The sequence below is a fragment of the Rhodococcus pyridinivorans genome (genome assembly GCF_900105195.1).
GTDB lineage: Bacteria > Actinomycetota > Actinomycetes > Mycobacteriales > Mycobacteriaceae > Rhodococcus > Rhodococcus pyridinivorans.
Genome location: NZ_FNRX01000002.1, coordinates 4,285,545 through 4,307,965 on the forward strand (window position 1 = coordinate 4,285,545; position 22,421 = coordinate 4,307,965).

Genomic DNA, 22,421 nt, shown 5'->3' on the forward strand with positions numbered 1-22,421 from the left:
ATGTGGGCGTAGCCCCGCGAGTGCGGGAAGTCTGTTAGCGGCGCACGTTCGTGTTGGCACGCATGTGAGCGAGGATGTCCTTCAAATCGCCTGCGCCGGCGCCGGGCTGCACAGCCCGGGACGCGTCGATGTAGTCCTGCTGCCACCGTTCGACGTAGGATGGCGGCTCGTACGACTTGCCTGGCCGCACCTCGACGGAGATGCAGCGGCACGAGTTGTGGTACTTGTCGCCGAGACTCTGGCCGTCTGGTCGACGATTGCGGCGGCCGCCGGCGATGAACCTGCGTCGGCTGTCCCGGGTCTCTCCGCGAGCTCGAGCGCGACGGTCGGACGCGGACATCTCCTTGCCGCGGCCAACCACCGTGGTCGCAGCCGCCTCGGACGCGTACACAGCGCCACGACTCGCCATGACACGGCAGAACGCGCACGCATTGGCAGACGCATACCGCGCCCATCGTGCACCGGCCTCGATCTCCACGTTGGTGGCGATCGTGTCCCGGGCACCGTTCCACACCGCACGTTGCACCGCGCCGGTGAGGTGGGTCAACGCGATCTCCCCGGTCGCGGTCAGCGCGAATCGCGCGTTCGCCGCGTACTGCTCCACCGGAGCAGCCGGGGCCGGTGTCGCCTGATAGGACAACTCCGGTCCGGACGCGTCGTACCACTCGGTCGCCAGGTCCGCAGCGATCGTCGCGTACTGCGAAGCGATCTCCGGATACGCCTGGACGATCAGCTCACGGAACGCCTGCGAATCGAGGTCGGCGCCGGACGAGGCCCGCCACAGCCGCACCACGTCAGCCGTAGCCAAGGTGTGCAGCTGCTCGAGGATCTTCTGTCGTTCATTCGGTGTCAGCATCGACACGCCTCGCCGCCAACTGCTGCGCCTCCGAATCCACGTTCGCCGCGGCGTTCGCCAAGTTCTGCATCACCAGCTGGGTGTTCAGGCGCCGGCGGTCCGCGGCGATCTGCCGCTGCTCCGTCGGAGAGAATCCCGCCCGGTCCAGCAGCACCGTCGACTCCGGCGGCACGATGCCCGCAGACGCGTACTTGAGCGCTTCATCTGCGGCCGCCGACCGGGTCGGTGTCGATGCGTCCCGCCACTTCGTCGACACCGACGAGAACTCAGCAGGAACAACACCGTCACGGACCAGCAGGCACAGGCGAGCAACCTCGAGCCATGCCTTGCCGAACAGCACCTGACGACGTTCAGCACGCTTCACCAGCCGCGCCTCGAGCGCCTTGATCGCATCCGCTGAGGACGCCTGGTCCGTCGCAATGCCGAGGTAAGTGGACGGGATACCGGCTTCGGCAGCGAGCTGCTGCGCCATCAACCGCACCGACTCCACATACGGGCCCTGCGTCGACTGCGGGAACTGCCCCACCTCCGGGACATCACCGTTCTCGTCGCGGCCCAACCCGAGAACACGGCCCATGATGGTCTGCCACCCGGGGACCGGATTCCCGGCCTGATCCACGAACGCGTCCTCGTCGGCGCCGAGCACGTAGCGCTGCGGCGAGGTGTAGAACTCGCGGTTGACTTCCATCGCGAGCATCGTGCGCACCGCATTGTCGGTGTAGTAGCGGACCGCCTCGGTGATCTCCGAGCGGCCACCCAAAGCGCCGGCACGAGGCCGGTTCACGATCCGCGCCACCGGAACCCGACCGAGCCGATGCTCATCGCGATCGACGACATGCCACGCCCCGCCGTCGGTCTTGCGTTCGACGTGCACCGTCTCATTCGGCAGGTACAAGGTCGCCGCCATTACGCGGCCTTCCTCGTCCACCCACTGCTTGACGGCAGAGGACAGCAGTCGGGTCCGCGGCGAATAGATGCCCGTCACGTCCTTCGGGGACTCCACCGTCACCAGCGGCGACGGCTCCCCTTCAGCGCCGGAACCGACAACCGCGAACGCGATGCCGTACACCAGAGCGTCCAGATGCCCAGGGCCGGAGTCGACATCAAGGTCGTTCGCCCGGTAGATCTCCGACAGCCCGAGGTCCACGTCGGTTTCGATCCAGCCCTGCCAGTCGAGACGCTCCTCGAGCACATCAACGGTGGTGCCGGCCCAGCCCGAGACGGTGCGCACGTTCTGCATCTGCGGCGGGATCGCGATCCCGAGCTGCTTCACGAACTGGGTGCCCGTGTAGTAGGACTCCTTCAGTTCGTTCTCGCCCCGGAACTTCCCGAGGCGATCGAACAGGTACCGCGTCAGCTCCGCCTCGTCACCGGACAGAAGTGAGCTGCGGATCAGCGCAGGAGCAGTCACATCACCACAACCTTCCCTCTACCCGGAGACCCAGAACGGATCTTCGTGCTGTTCAACGCCAACCGGCGACCCAACAAGGCACCGACCATGCACACCGCCAGATCGACCAGACGCTTCGAATCACGGTTCTCCTTGCCCAACGTGATCCCCCACTGATTCGGACGCCGTTTCGCGTTGTGGGTGTGCGTCCGCAACCCGGGATCCCCGTCATGCATCAACGAACCGTCCTCATCGATGGCGCGTTGCACCAATTCGGCCTGCTCGGTGAACAACTTGTTGCGTTCCTTGCCGCCACGCTCGGACAGGCGCATATCGAACTTCACCGAATGTCCTTGCGCGCCGGGGGTGGCCCACACCTTCACCTTCCGGTGAAAGTCCCGATGCCAACCGTCGATCGTCTCCGCCCAGTACAAGGCTTCGTTCTCGTCGTCGCGGGCCGGCGACGGATCGACGCCGAACCACACCACGCGCCACGCTGCGAACGCCTGACGAACCACCGCATCGACCTCGTGCCGTGGCGCCAACCATCCTTTGCCGCGGTCGCCGTGCGGGCGCTGCCACATGCCGAGCGTCACCACCAGGCCATCCGACAACCGGGCCGCGACCAGACCAGTCGCGTCCTCAGACTTCGAACAGTCCAGGAACATCGCGATCTGATCGCCGTCAGCGAGTGACAGTTCCGGCCGCGCCAACGCATCGAACTTGCGCGGATCGATCCAGGCGTCCTCCGCCGCGGCCAGACCGTTCAGGTAGTAACGGATCGAATCCGCCACCGACGTGCGAGGGTCGAGGATCTCGTCCGACAACCGCTCGAGGTCCGCCCACGGAGCGTCCGCATAAGCCTGCGACAAGGCTCGCATCCGAGCCGTGTCGTCGTACAGATCCGTCGACGGATCCGCCTCGATGCTGTCGTACAGGATGTCCCGACGCTTCGCGCGCCCCGACACCTGCGCCTGCCACGCCTCGAACGTGCGCTCCGCCACCGCATCCCCACCCGACTGGTGAGCATTCGTCATCTCACAGATCCGGGCCTGCAAGGTGGCCGGAGACTTACCGACGTTGCGACGAGCCACCGCGGCGAGCTTGTGCCCACCAGACGACTCCGTCATGTGATGCGACTCGTTCAGCAGAATGAACGTCGCCGGGTCACCCTCCGACGTGCGCTCCGACGCCGTCAGCACCTCGAGGCGGCCACCATCCTTCAGGATCGTGCGGGTCTCACCGCAGTCGATGCCGAAGTACTCGCGGGCCTCATGGTTGAACATCGCGTTCGCGATCCGCAGGGTGTCCTTCGACTGCGCTTCCGAGTTCGAGGCGATCTGCACCAACGGCAGCATGTGCCGCTGACCGGTCCACGATTCGGTGTCCTCGTCGAACACCAGCTGTGAGCGGCCGACGAGCTCGATGTCGCACAGTGCGCCACCGAACGGGTCCTTGCCGGTTCCCTTCGCGCCACGCTTCACACCCGACCGATACAACCAGCGACCCCGCTGCGGGTCGTAGGCGTACCAGAGAATCAGAAACCGGGCCTGCCCCGCAGTGAACCGCCACGGCTTTCCGGTCAGATAGTCGACCAAGCCAGGTTCGTCCGTGCGCCACTCCGCCCAATCGATCAGATCCGGGCCGAGGGAGTTCTCGATCAGGAACGCCTTGTCGTCCTCATCGGCCGGCCACGGAATCGTCATCCATGCACCGGTCTCCGGATCCAGCCAGTAGCCGGGCGGAAGCTCAGAGGTTTCGGAAGCGATCAATGTTCGTCACCTTCGCCGGCTCCGACTTCTCCTCCACTGGCACATACCGGATCCGAAGGTCCCGCCGGAAGTCCGCGGTCGTCCCCAGCACCTTCTCGCGGTTGCGGAGCTCGACCGCGGCCGAGGCGATCCCGCAGTACGCGGCGTCAGCGACCATCGCGGTGGTGATCGCGAACATCCAGTCCGAGTCGGTCCACATAACGCAGTGCGGCATCCGGGAGATCGTGTCCCACCACTTGCGGGTCATCGTCTGCAGCCGCACCTTCTCCTGACCGTCGCGGGTGACGACAGTTCGGGTAGTCGGCAGCTTCGGGCGCTCACCGTCGTACGGCACGTCCGGGACCTCGACCCAGTCAACGTCCGACTTGCCGCGGTGGCGCTTCTGGCCGTCGGCCGACGGTTTCCGTCCAGGCACGGGCATGAGGCACCTCCTCGTGTACGCGGGTGAGAACGGTTTGGAACTCCTACAGACCGGCGGTCCCTATGCCCTCCGGTGGCCGAACCCCCACCAGGGGAGGGTCTTAGGCCACCCTTACCCGATCGAGGAGTGGGTGATTGGGGTCGAGGGCCATCAGTGCCCCCTCAAGCTCTTCGATGCGGTCGAGGTAGGTGCGGCGGGCCAGCATCTCAGCTGTGTTGTCCCTGTGGGTCACAGGCTGTAAATGGTCGGGGTTGACGCACTTGGTGTTGGCACATATGTGGTGCGCTGACTGCACCCCCAGGGGGAGCCCCTCTTTGATCTCGAGGACCATCCGATGTAGGCCGATATCCCTCTTCCCCACTCGGATATAGGGGTACCCGTCTCGTACCTTAGGCCACTCCCAGCACCCCCGTTCGGTTCGGTCTGCCCTGGCTCCGATGAGGGCTATGGCAGTGTCGTGGTCTCCATCTTCTATGGCCGCTCGCAGGGGTGAGCGTTGAAGTCTTGCGCGCTCGGTCGCCGAATTGTTGGCGCACGTATCGCTGCAGAATTTCTTGATCGAGGTAGCTGCGAACAGTTCCCAACACCATTCGCATTGGGTCAGTCTCGTGGTGGTTCCATTGCTCGCTTGCGCCAATTGGGATGCGGCGTTGGCTACTGTCGCAGCACATTCCCGGGAGCATGTGGTGGAGGTGTTTCGGGGGACCTTCACGGTCTCTCCACATCCGAGGCACACGATGGTGTACTTCCGCTGCGTTCGGTACCACTTGCTGTAGTGGGTTGCGCAGAGTTTGCGGCCGAGGATGGGGCGTTCACATCCGTCGGTCTGGCATGTAAGACTGGGCATGTCAGCCTGCTTCCATCAGGTTGGCATCAGCCCGGCGAGTGCTCCAACACTCGTCGGGCCTTCTTGTCTGATCTTCATATCAGGCCGGGGTGACAGGGAGGTAGCCTCTTAGGGCTACGCCTTGCCTGGCCTACTGCCGATTGTTGGCGGGTGTACGGGATGTGGCACTGTCTGCACAGGGAACGCAGGTTGTGTAGTTCGTCTGTGCCACCCTCTTGCTTGCTGAGGATGTGGTCGACTTCTTCTGCTGATGCTCCGCATTGGACGCATCGGTGGTTGTCTCGCTTGAGTGCTCGTTGGCGTTGGTTGCGCCATTGGCGGGTTGATCCGCCGGCCCATGCTCGGCTCATCGTCACCCCTTTGATGGTTGGTGGCCCCGCGCTGTCACCACCCTTGGATCAGCGCGGGGCCGCGGCCACCCGAGCGCCTATGGCTGCTGCGAGGGTGGACGACTTGCGTTGTACAGGTCGAGGATGCGATTCATCTCCGCTTCGATGACGGTGATTGCTTCGTCATCGTTGTCGAATCGTGCGCGTCTGAGTCGTGCGTTGAGGTCAGCGAATCGATTGTGGAGTTCGGTGATGCTCATCGTGTGTACCTGATGCCGAGGATGGCGAGGGTGGTGAGGAGTGTGTGGATCCAGGGTCGGAGCATCATCGGGTGTCCCCTCTCGACGACGAAAGCCGAGGGACCTTGTCGGTCACACTCGGCTTCGCGCGAAGCGTATCACACGCTTGGCTCACTGCTGGTCACGTGGTTGTGCCGCAATGCGTGTTGTGGATTCGAACGAGATCGTTGAGATCTGATTCGGGTATCCAGATTCCGTCGTAGATGACGTCACCGCACTGTGCGCACTGGGACCATTGCCGACCATATTCGTCGGGAGGCAGCGGCTCAAATGTGAAGGTGACATTCGGGTTGCGGGTGGTGCGCTCGGTGAACCGAAGCCTTCCGGTCCATCGCCCGCTTCGGCTGTCGACGGTCAGCCACTTCGGTGCTGCGGTTTTCGAGGTAAGCGCTTTGGCGATGGGGTCATTCCTGTCGAGGGTGATGACTCCCTCTTCGTCTTGTATCGCACTGGGTTGGACTTCGCCGATGAGGTTGAAGTCGTGGTCCCATACGCGGGCGCGGGCACCTTGTTCGATGGCGTTCATGCGCTCATTTTCTCCTGGTCTCGCCGTGCGAGGTAGTCGAGTGCTGAGGGTAGCGAGTAGTAGCCGGGTTCGATGGTGGTGATGTGTTCTCGTCTGATCCAGTTGTCGATGTGTTTGCGGGGGATGCGTTGACCGGTGCGGGCGTAGATGGCTTCTCGGAGTTCGTCCTTGGTGAGTCCTACGGCGTCGAGTGATTCGTCTGGTGGTCGTTCGATGTGTTTTTCGCGTGGGCGGTCTACGGCTTGTCGTGCTTGGCGTACGGCGAGGCGGATGTCGTGGGGTGCTTCTTCGCTGCCTTCGGTGAGGGCGAGGGCGATGATCCATCGTTTGAGCCAGGCGGCGAGGGTGAGTGTGTCGTTGCGTGGTCGCGGGTAGTTGCGTTGTTCGCAGACGTGGTTGGTCCAGGCAGTGAGCGTGTGGTGGAGGAGGTCGGCGGCTTCCATGGCGTGGAGGCCGATGGGGATGGGTTGTTCGTCGGATCCGTTGCGGGTGCGGGGGCCGCCGCCGGCGATGCGGTCTTGGCGCGAAATCGCGATAGTGAGGTCTTCGATGAGGTCGGGGATTTGGTCGAGGAGTTCGATGAGCTTGTCCTGGTCGTGGCGTGGGAGGTAGTAGCCGTCCCGGTCGGTCATGGTCGTTCCTCGTCGTCGATGTCGGCGTCGGTGAGTGTGAGGTTGTCGGCGTCGTCGATGAGTCGGCAGTCGCGCCAGTCACCGTTCGCAAGGTGCATTCCGTGGATGGCGTCTCGGCGGTCGACGTAGGCTTCACCGCTGTCTGACACGATCTTGTGGTTGTTGGCGCGTCGTCGCCACCGCCAACCGTCCTTCGCGCGGTAGAGCTCGAGGGTGTGGGTCATGACGCCTCCTGCTCGATCTGCTTGAGAAATCCGTCGACCGCTTTGCGGCCCATTTCGGTGAAGTCCCATTCGCCGGGTCTGATTTCGACGCTGCACAGGTCTCCGAGGAGGGTGACGGCTGCGCTGATGGCGCGGGCGACGTCCATGTAGGTGGGGATTGGTTCGGGTGTGGGTAGTCCGAGCCATGCGCGTTGCTGGTCGTAGGTCATGGTGTGCCAGGGGTCGCCCCAGGTGTGTCCGCAGGCGCACAGGTGGCCGCCGGGGTGGTGTGCGAGGGCGGTGCACAGGCAGGTGTGTGCGTTGCCGGGGAGTTTGTTCGGGCAGTACGCGGTCATGGCTTGTCTCCTTCGAGTGGCCGTTCGAGGGCGTGAGCCAACTCCCCTGCAATGCGCCCGTAGGCGCGTCTCAGCGCCTCGTTGTCCGAGTATTCGGCGGCCATTTTGTGGCTGGCGATCATGCGGTTGATGTCGGCGCGGAGTTGTCGGTAGTTGCGTGCGAGGTGGTCGTAGCTGTCGTTGCGTTCGGCGAGTGAGGACTCGGCTTCGAGTGCCCGTTGCTGCCACTTCTCGGCGTGCATGATGTTCATCTCAAGCGCGCTGTCAAGGAACTCGTTTTCGTCGGCGAGTTGGCGGACTTCGGCGCGCAGTTCGTTGTTTTCGTGGACCAGTCCGGCGAGGGCGGCTTCGGTGGCGTCGAGGCGGGCTTGGGCGTCGGCGAGGTCACGGGGCGCGGTCATGGCTTGTCTCCTATCGCCTTGTCGAACATCGATGCGTACGTGCCGAGGAGTTGGGCAATGCCGTGCTGCCCGAGCCGGACATAGACATCGCGTTCGACGTGGAGTTGGTCAACGACTGCACGCACTCGTCCGATGGTGGCGGTGAGTTCGTCGATCTGCCGGACGGTCACAGCGAGACCCGACTCCAAACGTTCCGTGCTCATGGCCTCACCTTCACTTCCACCGATTCCGCCGCGGTGCCTTTAAATTGGCCGGGTGTCCACCCGTATAGGCCACAGTCAGGGCACTTCGGGTTTCCCCAACCGTGTGCGAGGCGGGATGCAGCCATTTCGGCGGCATCGACGTACCCGGCCGGTAGAGGCCAGTTGTGCAGGGTGCTCGCGCAGGGATCGCGACGGTCGAGTAAGCCGTAGTCGCCGCCACAGATGCGGATCGCATACTTGCTCATTCGTCCCCTCCGATCGACTTGACGTTTGCCGTGAGCGTGCGTCCAATACGCGCCCCGCACTCGAACAGGTCGTATTCGCCGTACACGTAGCCGTCGATGATCCAGTCGATGCGGCGGATGGTTCCGGGCTTGAACTCGAGCTCGCTCATTCGTCTTCTCCGAGGTGGATGAGGGCGGTGCCGGCCATGTCGCACACGATGGCGGCCAATGTGAGCCAGCCTGCGGTGCAGAGGGTGGTGACACCCGCGATGGTGACAACGGTCTTCATGGCCGGGTTCCGATCGTGAGTTGTCCGCCTTCGGTTTCGGCACTGTCGGCCCACCAGGCGCCCGAATCGTCCGAGGGGTACCCGTAGCAGGGGTACGCCCTTTTTGTGAGCGTGAGACCGGCTGATTCAGCGGGAATGCACTGCCCTCCACGGCGGTGTGCATCGAATGCGGTGATTCCTGTGAAGGTGGTGTGGCATCCGGAGCAGTGGCAGGTGTTCGCGCCGCCCCATTCGGACTGGCATGTGGAGCAGATCGTCATGGCTGGGTCTCCTTGTAGCGGGCGGGCGCGAGATCACCGGGCGTGTACGGCGGGTGGGTGGGTTCGGGGACTTGGAATGCTCGGATCAACCGGACGAGATCACCGACAGTGAGATGCACCCACTGGGACATGGGATCGGTGGTTCCTCGTCGTTTCGCGATGACGACGCCGATCAGGGCGCCGTCGTTGCGGGCCTCTAATTGGGCTTCACGGGTCCATTCGGGGAGTTTCTGGGTGGCAGTGTCCTTGCATTCGATTGCGAGCCTGTGGTGGCCGATGCGGACGCCTCCGATGTCACCGCGGTCCTTCGCGCCGGTCTTGACGCGCCGGTCGATGCGGTCATCGTCGAGAGCCTCGGCGAGACCGTCTGCGATGAGGCGTTCGAAGCGGGCGCCGGCGGCCTTAGCGGATGCACGAGAACGAGTCACTTCGCGGCCCCCTTGAACCACGAGCTGCCGACGATCGCCTTCCGCGGATCCGCCTGCAGTGCCTGCCGCTGCGCGAGCCGCTGCCGGAACTCGGCGTCCTGCTCATCCGTCAACCGGAACGGCGTCGAACGACCCAACGCCACCCGACGAGCGAACCTGTGCGCATCAGGCGGGGCGATCCCCATGTCCTGCAGGATGTGATTCGCCTCCTCCATCACCTGACGGCGTTCCTCCGGCAACGACTGCAACTGCTCGAAATACGCGGCACGGGCGTGCTTGACGATCGCGGCCGGCAACGGACGGAACCCGTCCTCAGCCATCCGATACGCCCGAGCCACACCGGCAAGCAAGTCTTCTTCGGAGAGGCCGGATTCGGCGAAGCATTCAGCCCACGCCATGATCGTGGCCTCGCCACCGTTCGGGAACCACGGGTCGTTCGCGGAGCACTTCGCGAGGACTTTGGTGGCGGTCGCGATGTCGCGGTCGGTGATCATGCGATTCCCTTCGGTTCGTTCTGAGAGGTGAGTCGGGCGCCCATGTCGAGCCAGCCTTGGACTTTCTGGTCAGCTCGAGACATGCCGCCCTCGAGTGGTCGGAGCCCTGGTCGTGGGAGATGGCCGTCGAGGTATTGGCCGAGGAGCTGCTTGGTGATGGGCTTGCCCATCTCGTAGAGGGCGACGATGGCGTCCTCTACGGTTTCGCTGCTTTCGCCGCGGTCGTGGATGGCCCACTTGGCGATCTTGAGGACAGCCACGTAGTTGAGTGCTTTGCCGACTCGCTCGTACGCGTTGGTCGTAGCGATCTGCTCCGGGGACTTCGATGCGCTCGGCGAAGCCGACGCACGTTTCTGTTCCCCTGTTCCCCTGTTCCCCTGTTCCCCTGTTCCAGGGAATGAATTTCCTTGCGTACGCTCTGAACTTCCTTGCGTTGACTCTGAAGTTCCTCGCTTTTCCTTACTTCCCTGAAAACGCAGGTCAGGACGGGCATTCGGATGATCCGGGTTCGGGTTCCGCCGACCAGCACGCCGCTGCGTCTTCTGATGGTTATCCCACGTCGGAATGGCGAAAAACTGCCGTCCATCGACCTCGTAGAACGTCACGTCGTAGGCGTAATGAACTTCAGAGAGAAGACTCTGAAGTTCAGAGACAGTGATCTGATCTTCATCACAGAACGCGAAACCGAGCAGACCGTACAGATTCGTCTCGCCGATCCCGAAATCGTCAGCCCAGCACCACATCGCCTCGAACAGGATCCGGGCAGGGAACGATGCTTTCGCTGTCGACGGCGATCGGAAGAACTCTGGCTTCACCGTGCGGATGCGTGGCACTACGCCACCTCCTTCCTGACGTTCTCGATTGGGTAGCGCCGGCCTGTCATGACGCACACGTTGTTGATGCCGTCGCGATGCCGAAACACCCGACCCGACTCCTCACCCACCGGAGCCAACCGCTTGCACACCGGGCACGAGACCATCAAAACGGCACCCCCTGCCACGTGATGCCGCCAAAGTCGTCCAACAGCACCAATTCCCCGCGGCGCCACACCCCGACATGCGACACCGGGTCCGTGTTGTGCTGGGAAATCAGCAAACCTCTGGCACGAGCGACCGCCCGCAACGATTCGATGGCGATGTGGCACGGTGCGCAGATGTACAGAAGGTTCGCCGGCGAATTCGTGTCCTGTTTGCGGCTGCCGCCCATGCCCCGGGCCCGCCGGTGATGCATCTGCTCGGTACGGCCGTTGCAGTCCTCAACGAACATGGCTTCGCACACCCCGCCGGCGCGGGCGGACACAAGATCCGCCTGCGCCGACGAGGGACCCGTCTTACGACTCGCCACGACCAGCCACCTGATACATGCCGCGAACCGAAGCACCCACCGACTGCAACGCCCTCAACTCAGCCTCAAGCGCTTTCGCGGTGCGATCCGCATACTTGTACGCGGCATCCGCGAGATCCCGGTTCGCACGCTCATCAGCCGTCGCCAACTCAGCGATGTACTTCCGCTCATGCGCAGCCCCATCCGCTTCGATGTAGGCACGGGCGAACGCCTGGTCGTATGCGCGGTCGGCGTCGAGGAACTCGGAGTACCGGTTCGAGCACACCGTCACGCCTTTGGCGATACGGTTCGCGCAGTCGCGGATGGCTTCTTCGATCGCTACCGGGTTCATGACTGGCTCCGGTAGTGGTCGATGAGCTTCTGGATCGCCGCCACATTCGACGTGCCCCGCAGAGTGTCACCAGGGTTCTGCTCGACGAACATCTCGGCAGCCTCAGCAGGGGCAATCTGCTTGAACCGAAGAGTCTCCAGCAGGGTGGCGCGAGCCTTGTCCGCCGGCGACTCCGGCTTCGACGTGACCTCACGTTCCGCCTGGCGGTTCCGCACCTCCTCAGCCGACGCGATGCCCTTTTTCGTGTCAGCAGCCAAGGCCGCGACGATTGCACGACCCCACGCTGAAGTCTCGGCGTTCTGCAGTTCGGAACCGCGGGTGTACGGCGTCTTGCCGGGGAACAGTTCGTACGCCATGCCGATGCCCGGACGGGTGTCCTCAGCGTTGCGGTACGCGGCTGCCACCACGACGATGTACGTCTGGCCGCCGATCTCCTCAATGCTGTACGGCTTCTCGATCACAGCGGGCTGCAGCGACCCGTCGGGGTACTTCTCTCGGAACTCCACTATGCGGGTAGCGACGTCGATGTAATCGGTGGCGAACTTCTGGCTCATGGTCGCTCCTTGATCTCGAGGAGGGACGTGAACGAGAACTCGCCACGCTGAGCCATGCCGCGCACCAGCTCGACGACGTTCTTCGCCGGCACGAACCGCGGGGTCGCAGGACGAGGCTCCGGTGTGGTCACTTCTACGCCAGGGGGGAGCGTCGGCTCGAACGGTTCCGCGAGAGCAATCGCCGATTCAACGTGCGAAAAAAGTGACCGCAACCCCTGCTCGGTCAGCCGCACCTTGGTCTCGATGACCTCGTCGCCGAACTGATCGACCATCCAGGCGAACAACTCCGCCTCATTGACGACATCGATGCTCGGCTTTTGCTTCGAAGGCTTCGGCACCGACGCATACCCAAGTTCCTGCTCACCGGCGAAGGCGTACACAGTGCCGCGAGACAACTGCTCCTGCAGCGCCGCCTTCCGCTCCTTCTCGGCGTCCGCGAGAATCTTCTTCACCGCGGTGATCGCGGCGAGATCTTTCACGATCTGCTCGACATCACTCATGGAAACCGTCCTCGAAGTCCAGGACCGCCGCGGTTTCACGCGCATCGCGGGGGTCGTAATGATCAGCGGGAAGACACACACGCCCGCACGGGGCCTGACGGATCGCATTGCACGCATTGCACTGCCACAGGTTCATCGCCGCACCTCCGCAACCGCAGCCAACACAGCCTTCGCATACAACTCCGCAGCATCCGGCGACCACGACACCCGCGTCTGCAACACCTCGTCATACGACCACTCGAGGATCACCCGCCCATCCCATGGATCCGTATCCACCGTCCCCACGTTGTGACCATCGTGAAACTTGTTCATGTCCCGCTCCTCGCAGCAGTTCTCGCATCGAATGGGGGCCTTGCAGCAGTGCCGGCCCGGAGTTCTGTCGTCATCGCGTCCACAGCCCGACTCGTGCTGTGGGAAACCTGGGGCAGGGCCAGCGCACGTGCACTCACTCGCACACACATGGCGGCCCGCAAACGTCGTCACGACGCCTCCCGGCGCTTACGGTTGTCCTCGGTCTTCCACGCCACACACGGCTCACAGCGGCACCCGTACTTCAAATACGACTGCCCGCCACCATGACCAGGGGACTCCGGGTGATAAGCCCGACCGTCCTTCAAGATGCGCGACAGATGCTTTCGGGCCTTCAACGCCGCACTGCGCACCTTGTCCGTACGCTCCTCCGACGTCATCGCCGCATACTTCTCGAGGAACGCCTCATACTTCGGTCGGTCCACGCACAGTTCACACTTGCCGTCAGACCCGGCCAGCACCCATCCCGCGTATCCGTTGCGGCGGGCACCAATCAGCTCGCTGCACTCCACACAGGGCACTGGAGTGGGCTTCTCGGTAACGCGGGGCGTCGCGCCACGCTGGGCACGCATTCGATCCCGGATGCATTCACGGCACTCGCGGGTCACACGACCGTTTGGGCGTGTCGCAACCCGCACATTGTCGCCCTCCATCTTGTGGAGGTCCTTCTTGCAGTAGTCACGACGAGGAGCGGTGGGGCGGTGCCGGACGACAGCCTTGGGCCGGTCTTTCGATTCGGAGCGTTCCGTTTTCGGCTTGTCCAGATCGGCGAGCAGACGCAGAGTCGACTCCGACAGCTTCACCGGCTCGACGGGTGCGGGACGGTCGAATCCCATTGCCCGCCGGCACTGGCGGCAATCACCGCAGTCACACAGGATCGCGGTCATCAGAACTCACCTCGCCGCTGCGCTCGCTTGTAGCAGGTTCGACAACGGCTGCGCCCTCCGTGCTCAACCGTTCCGTGAACCCCGAACTTGGAGGACGGGAAGGGGCGCAGGCAGCCAACGCATCGGCCCACGACGGACCGTTCACGTTCGGCGATGATCGCGGCGTCGAGAGCGTCGGAGTCCGATTCGGTCCACTCTGGGGTGGACCAGGTGAAGTCAATGGTAGTCATGGTCGGGTTCCTTGTGGTTCGGTGAAGTCGTCGCCTTCGACGAGTGATGCGTAGGTGCGCATGTGGCAGGCGGTGAGGGCGGCGAGTTCGGCTTCTTGCAGCCAGGCCATGCGGTGGGTGGAGTCTTCGACGGCCTTGATCGCGAGGGTGTCGGCGAGGTTGGCGAGCCGATCGGCGGATTCGCGGGCGGCGCCGGCATCCAACTGCGGCGGGGTCACGAGTCACCGTCCAGGATCTCGTCGAGGCGCCGGATGAACTCCTCGATCGCGTCGGCCCCGCCCCAGCACTTCCCTTCTTCCGAGAGCTCGCGCACGCGGTCGAGCGCGGCCTCAGCCTTCGTGGCGCGGGCTTGCCAAAGTCCCGCGTGCGTGTCGTTGATATCGGCAACTGACTCGAGGAACTTGGCGTGGTCGTCAGCCTGGTCGAGTGCGTCGAGGAGCGCCGGGAGGGCGTTCACCGCGGCCGCAATCAGCTCGGCGTCGTGCCAGGCCGGAAGGATTCGTGTGAAGGCCACTGCCTCCAGGGTCGATTGGGCATCGTGCGGGATGACGCAGTTCCCGGTCGGCCCGCTGTATTCGGCAATCCACGGACGATCAGTGGCCTTGGCGAGAAGCTTCCGCAGTTCTGCGCGGCCTTCGGGTGTCATCGGATCGGTCACGGCTGCACCCCCATCAGGGCCATGTATTCGAGGCCGACGATCATGGCCGTGAGTGCGGTGGCCCAGACGTAGCCGATGTAGGTGTCCCACTGGGACGGCGGTGTCGGCTCATCCTGTTCGTCGTCGCACAGCCATTCGCACGGCACATCGCGGCGAACCTGTTGGTAGATCGGGAGGGTCATGGTGTGGTCCTTCGAGTGATGACCGGTGGCCCCGCATCCCCGTACGGGGCCACCGGTAGTCAGAGAGAAAGCAAGGTCAGGCATCGGCCATGCCATTGGTTCGGGGTAGATCCGATGGCATGGGTTTGTAGGCACGCTCGATTTCTGCGGCGACCAGAAACCAGCGGATGGCGCGGAGTAGGGCGCGGTATTCAGAGGTCCACATCAGCGGCCTCCGCTCGGTTCGCGGCAGCGAGGTAGTCAGCGGCTTCTTGACGCAGCCAGGAGGGCGAAATCCGGTGCCCTCCCGGGAGGAACACCTCGTTGCCGCCGGGGCCTGACGTGTCGATGCGCAGGTCGGCTACGTAGGTGTAGATCTGGCCGTCGTCGTCAGGCTCGCTCAGGGCGGGTAGTTCGACGACGGCGTAGCGGGCGAGGATCGCGTCGATGATCCGGTCGGGGAACGACCTCTCGTCAACGTCAGCATCTGCCTGCACAATAAGGTCAACGAGGTCGTCTCGGATGCTCATGCGGTCACCGCCAGCAGGATCGACGTGACCGCCACCGCCACCATCCACACCAGCAGCGACACGGGCAACGCGAACACGCTGCCGCGGATCGCATTCCGATCCGGCCGGGCCGTCATGCCGACACCAGGATCGCGTCGCCGAGCAACACATCGGTAGCACCATCGACGTACACGACGCGCCACACACCACCGGACTCGTCTTCCGCCTTCTTGCACACGGACAGGATCTCCGCGCCATGCTTCGAATAGTTCGGGCTGTTCACAGTGAGCTTCATGGGATTCCCCTTCACGGGACGAAGTTGACGAGGACAGCGCCGGCAGACATTGCGGCCAGCAACAGGGACACACGGGCACGGCTCATGCCGCGAACTCCTCACGCTCAGCAATGAACCGCTCCAGCTCAGCGCGGGTCACCTTCCGGCCTTTACCGATGCGCACGAACTTGAGGTGTCCTGCACCCCACAGTTCACGGATGGTGGTGTCCGAGACTCCGAGGAGTTCGGCCGCTTCGAGAGCGTTGAGGAGCAACTTCGGACCCAACTGCCCGCTCATGACTGTGCCTCCGCTCGGTTCGCGGCGGCGAGGAAGGCTGCCGCTACGGCGCGTGCTGCCTTTGGGCTTCGTACGACACTGGCCATCCCGCGTATGAAGTGCTCGACCTCGCCATCGATGGCGTAGACCGAACCTCGCAGCCACGTGCCATCACCGTCTGGCTCGGGGAGTTCGACGACGGCGTAGCGGGCGAGGATTGTGTCGGCTGCGTGCCCGCCTCTGCTCAGCAATTGCTTCTGCCGGTTCGGCGACAGCTCGTCGAATGCTCCGAGTCCGCTCGGGTTCGTTTCCGCCAGCGCCACCGCGATGACTTTGGCGAGTTCGTCTCGGATGCTCATGCCGCACCGCCGTAGTACTTCGCCCACACTCGATCGAACAGGTCGCGGTCGGCCTCGGTGTAGGCGTTCACCGGACGGATCTGCCCCGACTTCGTTTCGAGCGGGTACTGCTTCGGATCCTCGCCGTGCTCCAGCTGGTACATCGCCTTGAGTCGCTTACCGAACACGGGCGAGACGGACTTGACCTCGTCGCGCGTCAGGCCCTTCTCCTCGAGGTAGGTCTGCGCGTAGAGCGGCGTCGTCGCGGGGTCGAGCTCCGGCGCCTCGCCGAGCGCGCGGGCCAGGACGAGCCGTGCCTTCGCTTCGAGGTGGCGCGGGTCGATGAGCCCTTGTGCGAGCTGCATGAGTTCCATCTGCCGCTTGGACACGTCCAGTGCGGTAGCGAGCTTGGACTCCACGACCTCGGCCTGCCGGGTGCGGATCGCGAAGTAGGACTGCGCGGAGGCAATGGCAGGCTTGCGGGGGTCACCGTTCATCACGACGAGGTAGGCGGCGAAGCGGGAGAGTTCGTAGTCCTCGCGGGAGTTCTTCCCCAGATTGCCGGCGTCGACAAGCTGGGTGACCTGCACAAACTCTTCCGTGGAGCTGGCGCCGGAGTTCTTTGCAGCGAGGATCGCCCGGTCGATGGCGGCAGCGAAGTTGCGCCAGGTCTCGTATTCGACGGCCTTGCAGAGGTCGCGGGCGGACCAGAATTCCGAGCCGTCAGAGCGGACCTGACGGATGGCGTCGAACGGGGACTGTCCCGGGATGTCGATGGCGTTCATGCGGCCACCACCAGACGCGATGTCTCGACCGCGAGACGCAACGAACCGAGACCGTCCTCGTACTCGAGGTCCCCGTCGATCTCCACGATCGCCAGGTGCTTACCGTCCACACCGACGCCGTACTCGATGACCGTGACCGCTTCGTCACTGTCCAGTCGGAGGGTGCGGCTATTCTGGATGACAGACATTGGATTCCCTTCTGTGTCGTGGCCCTCGTCCTGTGGCATCAGGCGAGGGCCTTTTTCATGCCGCTTGCTTCTTGCGTTCCTGGGCATGTTTCCCAGGATTGCTGTCCACCTTGACCAAAAAAAGATCATCGACAGCGACCTGCAAGTAATTCGCAATGCGGAGCGCGGGCTCTGGCTCCAAGGTCTTCACTTCCCCCTTCAGAAGTCGGCCCAAGTACGAGTGGGCCTTCCAGCCCGCGGCTCGGGCCAACTCTCGCTGGGAGACGTCTTGGATAGCCATCAGCCGTGCGAGGCGCTTTCGGTCCTGAAGGATCATGTACAGCTCCCCGATTCGGATGGGCGTTACTTGCGTCATTGAAGTTACCTCAATTGGTCCGTGGTGTCCAGGATTCCTGGAAATAGTAGGCACGCCGGTGTCCATAGCGCAAGTGGCAAGTCGATTACATTTGCGCACGTGGTGGGCTGACGTGCAGCGATGGGAAAGTAGAGTTCAATCCGGTTAGTGGCCGCCATCATTCCTGGGCAGGTGGCCGCACTCCTAGACGTCGCATGAGCGAGAGGCTGAACTGATCATCGTGAACGCAAAGCACCCACTCGGAGCCCTCATCGAGCAGGCCAAGAAAGCCAACGGCTGGTCTGACATCGATGTCGCAAACCGAGCCAAGGCACGCGGACACGAGCTCAGCAAGTCCAACGTCGCACGCATCCGCAACGACGAAGTGACGACGCTCGTCGGCAAGCAGCTCCACGCCCTCTCCGCAGGGCTGGGCATCCCGGTGCAGCAGCTCGCTGCCGCCGGCCTCGAGAGCATGGGCATTCCGGGCTATATCGCGTCAGCCACCGACGCCGAGCAAGCCGTCCGGTTGGACCCATCGCTTCCGGACCATGTCCGACGCACGTTGATCACGATCATTCGCAACGAGCGCGACCGATACCTAGGAGATCCGCATGGAGCAGGCACCGAAGAAGAGCAGGAACCGCGGTCGCAAGCGGGCGGCCCGGAGCACGGCGGCGAGGCTCGCGGCGATCGCCGCCGGACAGGAGCCTCCATGACGCGCACCAAGGTCACACGCTTGACTCGCCGTAAACAAGCCTCCGAACTTGACGCGGCTGAACATGCAACATTCTCAGGCGATTCGGGAAGGATGCCGCCGCCGGATCAGCTGCGCGAAGAGCAGATCCTCGCGGCCCGCACCACCGACGACACCAGCAGCATGTACCCCGAGGATGACGACGAGTAACTACGCCGGGTCGTAGATTTCCCCGCCTAACGGTCGAACACGTGTTCTAATCCTGATCATGGGGAGGAACACACATCGGCACCGGTGGCACCCGTGGCGATACCTCGCGCACCGCCACCCCCACCTGCGCGTCACCTGCGACTACGTCCTGCCAGAATCACGCAGAGGACTCGCGACCACCGAAGGCATCTACCTCGACCGGCGACTCACCCAAGCCGGCCGACGATGCACCCTCACCCACGAGATCATCCACCTCGAACGCGGCATCCTGCCCGACCACCCACACTTCACCGCGTACGAGGAACACATCGTCGAAGTCCTGGCCGCCCGTAGACTCATCGCTATCCCCCGACTCATCGACGGACTGCTGTGGACTCAACACCCATACGAGCTCGCCGACGAACTGTGGGTCGACGTCGACACCCTCACCACCCGCGTGCAACACCTCACCCGCGAGGAACGCGCACACATCATCCGCGAGCTCGCCGAAAAGCAGCCCTGGAACAACTAGAGGTCACATGGCCCGCCAACAGCTACCACCGCAAATCAAGAAGATCGAACTCGAACGCAAGGAACGCAGCAAACCCGTCATCCGATACCAACTCACCGTCGATATCGGCGTAGACCCGGAGACCGGGAAGCGCAAGCAACTCCGCAAACGGTTCGACACCGAGGAGAAAGCACGCAAGGCACTCGCCGAAGTGCAGTCGAAGGTAAAGGCCGGCACCTACGTTCACGACCACGGCGTGACGGTGGCGGAGGTGATCGACAGCTACCTCACCTCGAAGCACGCGTTGAAGCCGTCCACTGCCTCGGGGTACAAGGTGTCGTTGGCGCCGATCCGGCAGCAGCTCGGAGACGTGCCGGTGCAGAAGCTGACCCGCCGGCACTTGGATGAGTTGATTGCGGTGTTGCGTGCCGGGGAACTTCCCACCGAAGCGGGCACGGCCCGAAGCCCGTGGAAGGCCCGGACAGTGAATCAGATGCTGACCGTGTTCTCCGCAGCATTGGATAACCTCGTGAAGGAAGGCACCCTCGTCCGCAACGTCGCAGCGTTGATCGACAAGCTGCCCGACGAACGCGAAGAATCCGAAACATGGTCGGAGGATGAGGTGGAGCGGTTCCTCCTCGAGTGCCGTGATGATCCGTACGCGCACGCCTGGTACCTCGCCCTCAGCGGACTGCGGCGCGGGGAGATCTGCGGACTCAAATGGGACGACATCAACCTCGAGGCGAAGACCCTCACGATCGTCCGGGCCCGGGTCACTCACGGCAAGGTGACGTCGGAGGGCACCCCGAAGTCGAAGCGATCCCGCCGAACCCTGCCGCTACCTGACGATCTCGTGCGGCAACTGAAAGCTGCTCGCAAACGTCAGGCCGCCGATCGGCTACTGCTCGGTGAGGCATGGACCGATTCTGGGTACGTGATCGTCGACCAGGCCGGCCAACCCCTGTCCCCTGGCGCGTTGTCGTCACGCTGGGTGCATGCGGTGGAGCGGGCGAAGGTGCCACAGATTCGGTTGCACGATGCCCGCCATACCTGCGCGACGTTGATGCACCTGCGGAATGTGCCGATCGCCGTGATCGCGGCGTGGCTGGGGCACGCGTCGGCCGCATTCACTCTGTCGCGGTATGCGCATTCGCAGGATTCGGCGATGGCCGCGGCCGCCGAGTTGTCTCCGATTGTGACACTTCGTGACAATTCTGCCTCCGGTGAAGGCCGGTGAGACTCGAAAACCGGCTCTGACCTGTGCCCCTAGTCGGACTCGAACCGACACTCGGCGGATTTTAAGTCCGCTGCCTCTGCCAATTGGGCTATAGGGGCGTGGGGATCACATTAGCGTTCACGACTGTCCACCACCGCGCCGGGGCGCGAGGTTCTTGAAGTACCGTGCGACGGGACGGCGTTCGTATCCTCTCCCCTCGTAGACGGAGGCCGGTACAGCCCGAGGACGGGACGCCACGCCCGGAGGGAGAGATCGAGTACGTCACTTCGTCGTTCGGCCGTGCAAGGTTCGATCCTCATTGCTCCTCGACCTCCTCGGATCCGACTTCGAATGTGCTCCTCGCCCGGGCTGTAACGCACCTCGATTTCCGGCCGACATCCTGCGGGGAGACAAGTACACAGCGGACAGCCGGGTGGTGAACCGGGCACGAAGAGAAGGACCATGGATGCGCTTCACGACCGCACGCCCACTGACCGGGCGACTCGCCACCGCAGTAGCCGTCATGGCCCTGGCAGCGACGCCGAGCCTGGTGGCCGCACCCTCCGCACAGGCCGAAGGCATCGTCTACCCCGCGTCCGTGAACGACTCCTTCTACAGCACCCCCGACGACATCGCCGATCGGCAGCCCGGTGACGTCCTCGCCGCGCGCGTCCTTCCGCCGCCGCTCGGATTTCCCGGCACCGACGCCGTCCAGTTGAAGTTCCGGTCGACGAACTCCGCCGGCGAACCGATCTCCGCAGTGACCACCGTGCTGTCCCCTCAGGGTGGGGCGCCGGGTCGTCCGCTCGTCTCGTACCAAGCCATCATCAACGCACTCGGGCTCGAATGCGCGCCGTCGACGGCGCTGTACGCACCGAACCCGCTGCGAGGGATCCGGGAGTCTCCCGGCCTGCTCATCGCGATCCAGCGCGGCTGGTCGCTGGCCGTTCCCGATCATCTCGGACCGAACAGCGCCTACGGCGCCGCGAAGGTCGGCGGGCAGATCACCCTCGACGGCATCCGGGCCGCGCAACGCTACGCACCGCTCGAACTCGCCGACAGTCCGGTCGGCATCGCCGGCTACTCCGGCGGCGGGATGGCGACAGCGATGGCCGCAGCACTCGCCCCGACCTACGCGCCCGAGATCCCGATCGTCGGCTCCGCCTACGGTGGCGTCCCGATGGACATCGGCGAGATGGCCCGGGAACTCGGCGAATCCGCGCATCCCGCCTTCGGATTGGCGATGGCGGCCGCCCTCGGCCTCGAACGTGAGTACCCGGACCGCATGCCGGTCAGCGAGCAGCTCAACGGTGCGGGGCGGGAACTGCGCGACCGCATCGCCAACGCGTGCACCAACGAAATCCTGCTCGCCGGTGCCGGTCGCAGCATGGCCGACGTCGCCGACGCGGCGGCGGGCCTTGCCCTGCTCGACAGCCCGACCGTGCAGGAGGTGCTGATGGAGAACAGCGTCGAGAAGGTCGCGACGGTGCCGAATGCCCCGGTGTACGAGTGGCATTCACCGACCGACGTGCTGATTCCTCTCGATGCGATCTCCACGACGCTGCGCAGGTACTGCGACGCCGGGGTGGCGGTGCGGACCGAACTCGTGCCGAGCCCGGATCACATCACTGCCGCCGTGATCGGCTTGCCGGGTGCGCTGGACTTCCTCGACGGCCGATTCGCCGGCGTTGCGCCGTCGTCGGACTGCGGGACGGTATGAACACCGCTCGGAGCGTGACTGGACGACAATTCCGTCGGACGTTCGCGGTCGGCGGCATGTCGCTTGCCCTGCTCGCGGTTCTTCCGGGCACGGCGTCCGCGCACCACCAGGAGTTCGTTCCCCTGCCGACCACATACTCGTTGGGGCGGGACCACTCGGTACCGTGCAGCGGGCAGCTGACCGGCCACGTGTTCGCCCCGCACCATCGACCGGGAACGATCCTCATCGATCTGTCCTGGTCGACGTTCTTGGGCGGTTCGTGCACCATCACCGCATTCGTCAACCACTGGGGAAGCAAGAGGAACGGCGTACGCGCCCTCGAGCTGACGTCTGCTCCCGGCGAACCCGGACACGCTCCCAGCGGACAGATCAGTATCGACATCGGTTCCGGCGATGCGGGAATGACAGTGACCACGGACGGCCTCAGCACGACCTATCTCGACCCCGCCCGGTTCACCACTCGTCTCACGGTGCCCTGA

At 64.1% G+C, this 22,421-nt stretch carries 40 protein-coding genes and 1 tRNA gene; 5 read left to right on the plus strand and 36 right to left on the minus strand.

The window, feature by feature from the left end:
- Nucleotides 1-34 precede the first annotated feature (34 nt).
- The 35 genes from BLV31_RS25115 to BLV31_RS20340 all read right to left on the minus strand — a co-directional run bounded on the left by BLV31_RS25115 (nt 35) and on the right by BLV31_RS20340 (nt 17,591).
- Nucleotides 35-856, minus strand: coding sequence for a VG15 protein (locus BLV31_RS25115; protein ID WP_162273080.1), 822 nt, complete (start codon nt 854-856; stop codon nt 35-37).
- Nucleotides 840-2,267: a phage portal protein gene (locus BLV31_RS20190; RefSeq protein ID WP_064061879.1), complete on the minus strand. Its 1,428-nt coding sequence runs from the start codon at nt 2,265-2,267 to the stop codon at nt 840-842. Before BLV31_RS20190 ends, BLV31_RS25115 begins: the two co-directional genes overlap by 17 nt.
- The gene (locus BLV31_RS20195) at nt 2,264-4,018 is read right to left on the minus strand and encodes a terminase (protein WP_081263524.1); all 1,755 of its coding nucleotides are present in this window, start codon (nt 4,016-4,018) and stop codon (nt 2,264-2,266) included. Before BLV31_RS20195 ends, BLV31_RS20190 begins: the two co-directional genes overlap by 4 nt.
- Nucleotides 3,996-4,439 (minus strand): phage terminase small subunit, encoded by a 444-nt coding sequence (locus tag BLV31_RS20200; RefSeq protein WP_064061881.1) that lies wholly within the window; start codon nt 4,437-4,439, stop codon nt 3,996-3,998. The genes BLV31_RS20195 and BLV31_RS20200 overlap by 23 nt, the downstream gene beginning before the upstream one ends.
- A gap of 100 nt (nt 4,440-4,539) precedes the next feature.
- Entirely contained in the window at nt 4,540-5,286 is a 747-nt protein-coding gene (locus BLV31_RS25945) for an HNH endonuclease (RefSeq protein ID WP_081263525.1), read from the minus strand.
- 74 nt (nt 5,287-5,360) lie between these two features.
- Nucleotides 5,361-5,636, minus strand: a complete 276-nt coding sequence (locus BLV31_RS25950; protein WP_081263528.1) for an HNH endonuclease — start codon at nt 5,634-5,636, stop codon at nt 5,361-5,363.
- A 77-nt stretch (nt 5,637-5,713) separates the two neighbouring features.
- Nucleotides 5,714-5,875: a hypothetical protein gene (locus BLV31_RS25125; protein WP_155738866.1), complete on the minus strand. Its 162-nt coding sequence runs from the start codon at nt 5,873-5,875 to the stop codon at nt 5,714-5,716.
- A 160-nt stretch (nt 5,876-6,035) separates the two neighbouring features.
- Nucleotides 6,036-6,440 (minus strand): hypothetical protein, encoded by a 405-nt coding sequence (locus BLV31_RS24795; RefSeq protein ID WP_064061883.1) that lies wholly within the window; start codon nt 6,438-6,440, stop codon nt 6,036-6,038.
- Nucleotides 6,437-7,072, minus strand: coding sequence for a hypothetical protein (locus BLV31_RS20220; protein WP_064061884.1), 636 nt, complete (start codon nt 7,070-7,072; stop codon nt 6,437-6,439). Before BLV31_RS20220 ends, BLV31_RS24795 begins: the two co-directional genes overlap by 4 nt.
- The gene (locus BLV31_RS25250) at nt 7,069-7,296 is read right to left on the minus strand and encodes a DUF1508 domain-containing protein (RefSeq protein ID WP_064061885.1); all 228 of its coding nucleotides are present in this window, start codon (nt 7,294-7,296) and stop codon (nt 7,069-7,071) included. The genes BLV31_RS20220 and BLV31_RS25250 overlap by 4 nt, the downstream gene beginning before the upstream one ends.
- The gene (locus tag BLV31_RS20230) at nt 7,293-7,631 is read right to left on the minus strand and encodes a hypothetical protein (RefSeq protein ID WP_064061886.1); all 339 of its coding nucleotides are present in this window, start codon (nt 7,629-7,631) and stop codon (nt 7,293-7,295) included. Before BLV31_RS20230 ends, BLV31_RS25250 begins: the two co-directional genes overlap by 4 nt.
- Nucleotides 7,628-8,032, minus strand: a complete 405-nt coding sequence (locus BLV31_RS20235; RefSeq protein ID WP_064061887.1) for a hypothetical protein — start codon at nt 8,030-8,032, stop codon at nt 7,628-7,630. Before BLV31_RS20235 ends, BLV31_RS20230 begins: the two co-directional genes overlap by 4 nt.
- On the minus strand, nt 8,029-8,235 hold the full coding sequence (locus BLV31_RS20240) for a hypothetical protein (protein WP_064061888.1): 207 nt from the start codon (nt 8,233-8,235) through the stop codon (nt 8,029-8,031). Before BLV31_RS20240 ends, BLV31_RS20235 begins: the two co-directional genes overlap by 4 nt.
- A gap of 241 nt (nt 8,236-8,476) precedes the next feature.
- On the minus strand, nt 8,477-8,629 hold the full coding sequence (locus BLV31_RS25130) for a hypothetical protein (RefSeq protein WP_155738867.1): 153 nt from the start codon (nt 8,627-8,629) through the stop codon (nt 8,477-8,479).
- Nucleotides 8,626-8,748 carry a hypothetical protein gene (locus BLV31_RS25745; RefSeq protein ID WP_255312761.1) on the minus strand — a complete coding sequence of 41 codons (123 nt, stop codon included), beginning with the start codon at nt 8,746-8,748 and terminating at the stop codon, nt 8,626-8,628. Before BLV31_RS25745 ends, BLV31_RS25130 begins: the two co-directional genes overlap by 4 nt.
- Nucleotides 8,745-9,008: an FDXHR family putative zinc-binding protein gene (locus BLV31_RS26050; RefSeq protein WP_072740602.1), complete on the minus strand. Its 264-nt coding sequence runs from the start codon at nt 9,006-9,008 to the stop codon at nt 8,745-8,747. Before BLV31_RS26050 ends, BLV31_RS25745 begins: the two co-directional genes overlap by 4 nt.
- Nucleotides 9,005-9,436, minus strand: a complete 432-nt coding sequence (locus BLV31_RS20250) for a hypothetical protein (protein WP_254778515.1) — start codon at nt 9,434-9,436, stop codon at nt 9,005-9,007. Before BLV31_RS20250 ends, BLV31_RS26050 begins: the two co-directional genes overlap by 4 nt.
- A complete protein-coding gene (locus BLV31_RS20255; RefSeq protein WP_064061953.1) occupies nt 9,433-9,930 on the minus strand; it encodes a hypothetical protein in 498 nt (165 codons plus the stop codon). The genes BLV31_RS20250 and BLV31_RS20255 overlap by 4 nt, the downstream gene beginning before the upstream one ends.
- Entirely contained in the window at nt 9,927-10,763 is an 837-nt protein-coding gene (locus tag BLV31_RS24805) for a hypothetical protein (RefSeq protein ID WP_139192984.1), read from the minus strand. Before BLV31_RS24805 ends, BLV31_RS20255 begins: the two co-directional genes overlap by 4 nt.
- A gap of 145 nt (nt 10,764-10,908) precedes the next feature.
- Nucleotides 10,909-11,274 (minus strand): HNH endonuclease, encoded by a 366-nt coding sequence (locus BLV31_RS20270; protein WP_064061950.1) that lies wholly within the window; start codon nt 11,272-11,274, stop codon nt 10,909-10,911.
- Complete coding sequence (locus BLV31_RS20275; protein ID WP_064061949.1) at nt 11,261-11,605, minus strand: hypothetical protein; 345 nt, start codon at nt 11,603-11,605, stop codon at nt 11,261-11,263. The genes BLV31_RS20270 and BLV31_RS20275 overlap by 14 nt, the downstream gene beginning before the upstream one ends.
- Nucleotides 11,602-12,159, minus strand: coding sequence for a hypothetical protein (locus tag BLV31_RS20280; RefSeq protein WP_064061948.1), 558 nt, complete (start codon nt 12,157-12,159; stop codon nt 11,602-11,604). The genes BLV31_RS20275 and BLV31_RS20280 overlap by 4 nt, the downstream gene beginning before the upstream one ends.
- Nucleotides 12,156-12,659 carry a hypothetical protein gene (locus tag BLV31_RS20285; RefSeq protein WP_064061947.1) on the minus strand — a complete coding sequence of 168 codons (504 nt, stop codon included), beginning with the start codon at nt 12,657-12,659 and terminating at the stop codon, nt 12,156-12,158. Before BLV31_RS20285 ends, BLV31_RS20280 begins: the two co-directional genes overlap by 4 nt.
- 132 nt (nt 12,660-12,791) lie before the next feature.
- On the minus strand, nt 12,792-12,971 hold the full coding sequence (locus tag BLV31_RS20290; RefSeq protein WP_064061946.1) for a hypothetical protein: 180 nt from the start codon (nt 12,969-12,971) through the stop codon (nt 12,792-12,794).
- 167 nt (nt 12,972-13,138) lie between these two features.
- Nucleotides 13,139-13,855, minus strand: a complete 717-nt coding sequence (locus BLV31_RS24810) for a hypothetical protein (RefSeq protein WP_139192985.1) — start codon at nt 13,853-13,855, stop codon at nt 13,139-13,141.
- A gap of 226 nt (nt 13,856-14,081) precedes the next feature.
- Nucleotides 14,082-14,303, minus strand: a complete 222-nt coding sequence (locus tag BLV31_RS20300) for a hypothetical protein (protein WP_064061944.1) — start codon at nt 14,301-14,303, stop codon at nt 14,082-14,084.
- Nucleotides 14,300-14,743: a hypothetical protein gene (locus BLV31_RS20305; protein ID WP_064061943.1), complete on the minus strand. Its 444-nt coding sequence runs from the start codon at nt 14,741-14,743 to the stop codon at nt 14,300-14,302. Before BLV31_RS20305 ends, BLV31_RS20300 begins: the two co-directional genes overlap by 4 nt.
- Nucleotides 14,740-14,925 (minus strand): hypothetical protein, encoded by a 186-nt coding sequence (locus tag BLV31_RS20310; protein ID WP_064061942.1) that lies wholly within the window; start codon nt 14,923-14,925, stop codon nt 14,740-14,742. Before BLV31_RS20310 ends, BLV31_RS20305 begins: the two co-directional genes overlap by 4 nt.
- A gap of 191 nt (nt 14,926-15,116) precedes the next feature.
- Entirely contained in the window at nt 15,117-15,434 is a 318-nt protein-coding gene (locus BLV31_RS20315; RefSeq protein WP_064061941.1) for a hypothetical protein, read from the minus strand.
- A 112-nt stretch (nt 15,435-15,546) separates the two neighbouring features.
- Nucleotides 15,547-15,708, minus strand: a complete 162-nt coding sequence (locus BLV31_RS25135; protein ID WP_155738872.1) for a hypothetical protein — start codon at nt 15,706-15,708, stop codon at nt 15,547-15,549.
- A gap of 82 nt (nt 15,709-15,790) precedes the next feature.
- Nucleotides 15,791-15,985 (minus strand): helix-turn-helix domain-containing protein, encoded by a 195-nt coding sequence (locus tag BLV31_RS20320; RefSeq protein ID WP_064061940.1) that lies wholly within the window; start codon nt 15,983-15,985, stop codon nt 15,791-15,793.
- Nucleotides 15,982-16,323 carry a hypothetical protein gene (locus tag BLV31_RS20325; protein ID WP_064061939.1) on the minus strand — a complete coding sequence of 114 codons (342 nt, stop codon included), beginning with the start codon at nt 16,321-16,323 and terminating at the stop codon, nt 15,982-15,984. Before BLV31_RS20325 ends, BLV31_RS20320 begins: the two co-directional genes overlap by 4 nt.
- Entirely contained in the window at nt 16,320-17,087 is a 768-nt protein-coding gene (locus BLV31_RS20330) for a BRO family protein (RefSeq protein ID WP_064061938.1), read from the minus strand. Before BLV31_RS20330 ends, BLV31_RS20325 begins: the two co-directional genes overlap by 4 nt.
- The gene (locus BLV31_RS20335) at nt 17,084-17,275 is read right to left on the minus strand and encodes a hypothetical protein (protein WP_064061937.1); all 192 of its coding nucleotides are present in this window, start codon (nt 17,273-17,275) and stop codon (nt 17,084-17,086) included. The genes BLV31_RS20330 and BLV31_RS20335 overlap by 4 nt, the downstream gene beginning before the upstream one ends.
- A 55-nt stretch (nt 17,276-17,330) precedes the next feature.
- Nucleotides 17,331-17,591, minus strand: a complete 261-nt coding sequence (locus BLV31_RS20340) for a helix-turn-helix domain-containing protein (protein ID WP_248846315.1) — start codon at nt 17,589-17,591, stop codon at nt 17,331-17,333.
- Nucleotides 17,592-17,850: 259 nt separating this feature from the next.
- On the opposite strand from BLV31_RS20340, the gene BLV31_RS24815 reads away from it, so the two are divergent.
- Genes BLV31_RS24815 through BLV31_RS20355 form a run of 3 tightly spaced genes read left to right on the plus strand, consistent with a single transcriptional unit; the run spans nt 17,851 to nt 20,243 of the window.
- Nucleotides 17,851-18,516: a hypothetical protein gene (locus tag BLV31_RS24815; RefSeq protein WP_064061935.1), complete on the plus strand. Its 666-nt coding sequence runs from the start codon at nt 17,851-17,853 to the stop codon at nt 18,514-18,516.
- 58 nt (nt 18,517-18,574) lie between these two features.
- A complete protein-coding gene (locus tag BLV31_RS20350) occupies nt 18,575-19,027 on the plus strand; it encodes a hypothetical protein (protein ID WP_064061934.1) in 453 nt (150 codons plus the stop codon).
- 7 nt (nt 19,028-19,034) lie between these two features.
- Entirely contained in the window at nt 19,035-20,243 is a 1,209-nt protein-coding gene (locus tag BLV31_RS20355; protein ID WP_064061933.1) for a site-specific integrase, read from the plus strand.
- Nucleotides 20,244-20,267: 24 nt separating this feature from the next.
- On the opposite strand, the gene BLV31_RS20360 is transcribed toward BLV31_RS20355, so the two are convergent.
- Nucleotides 20,268-20,341, minus strand: a tRNA-Leu gene (locus BLV31_RS20360).
- Between the two features lie 347 nt (nt 20,342-20,688).
- Here BLV31_RS20360 and BLV31_RS20365 point away from each other — a divergent pair.
- Nucleotides 20,689-21,942: a lipase family protein gene (locus BLV31_RS20365; protein ID WP_039584581.1), complete on the plus strand. Its 1,254-nt coding sequence runs from the start codon at nt 20,689-20,691 to the stop codon at nt 21,940-21,942.
- A gap of 14 nt (nt 21,943-21,956) precedes the next feature.
- Nucleotides 21,957-22,421: a hypothetical protein gene (locus tag BLV31_RS20370; RefSeq protein WP_139192986.1), complete on the plus strand. Its 465-nt coding sequence runs from the start codon at nt 21,957-21,959 to the stop codon at nt 22,419-22,421.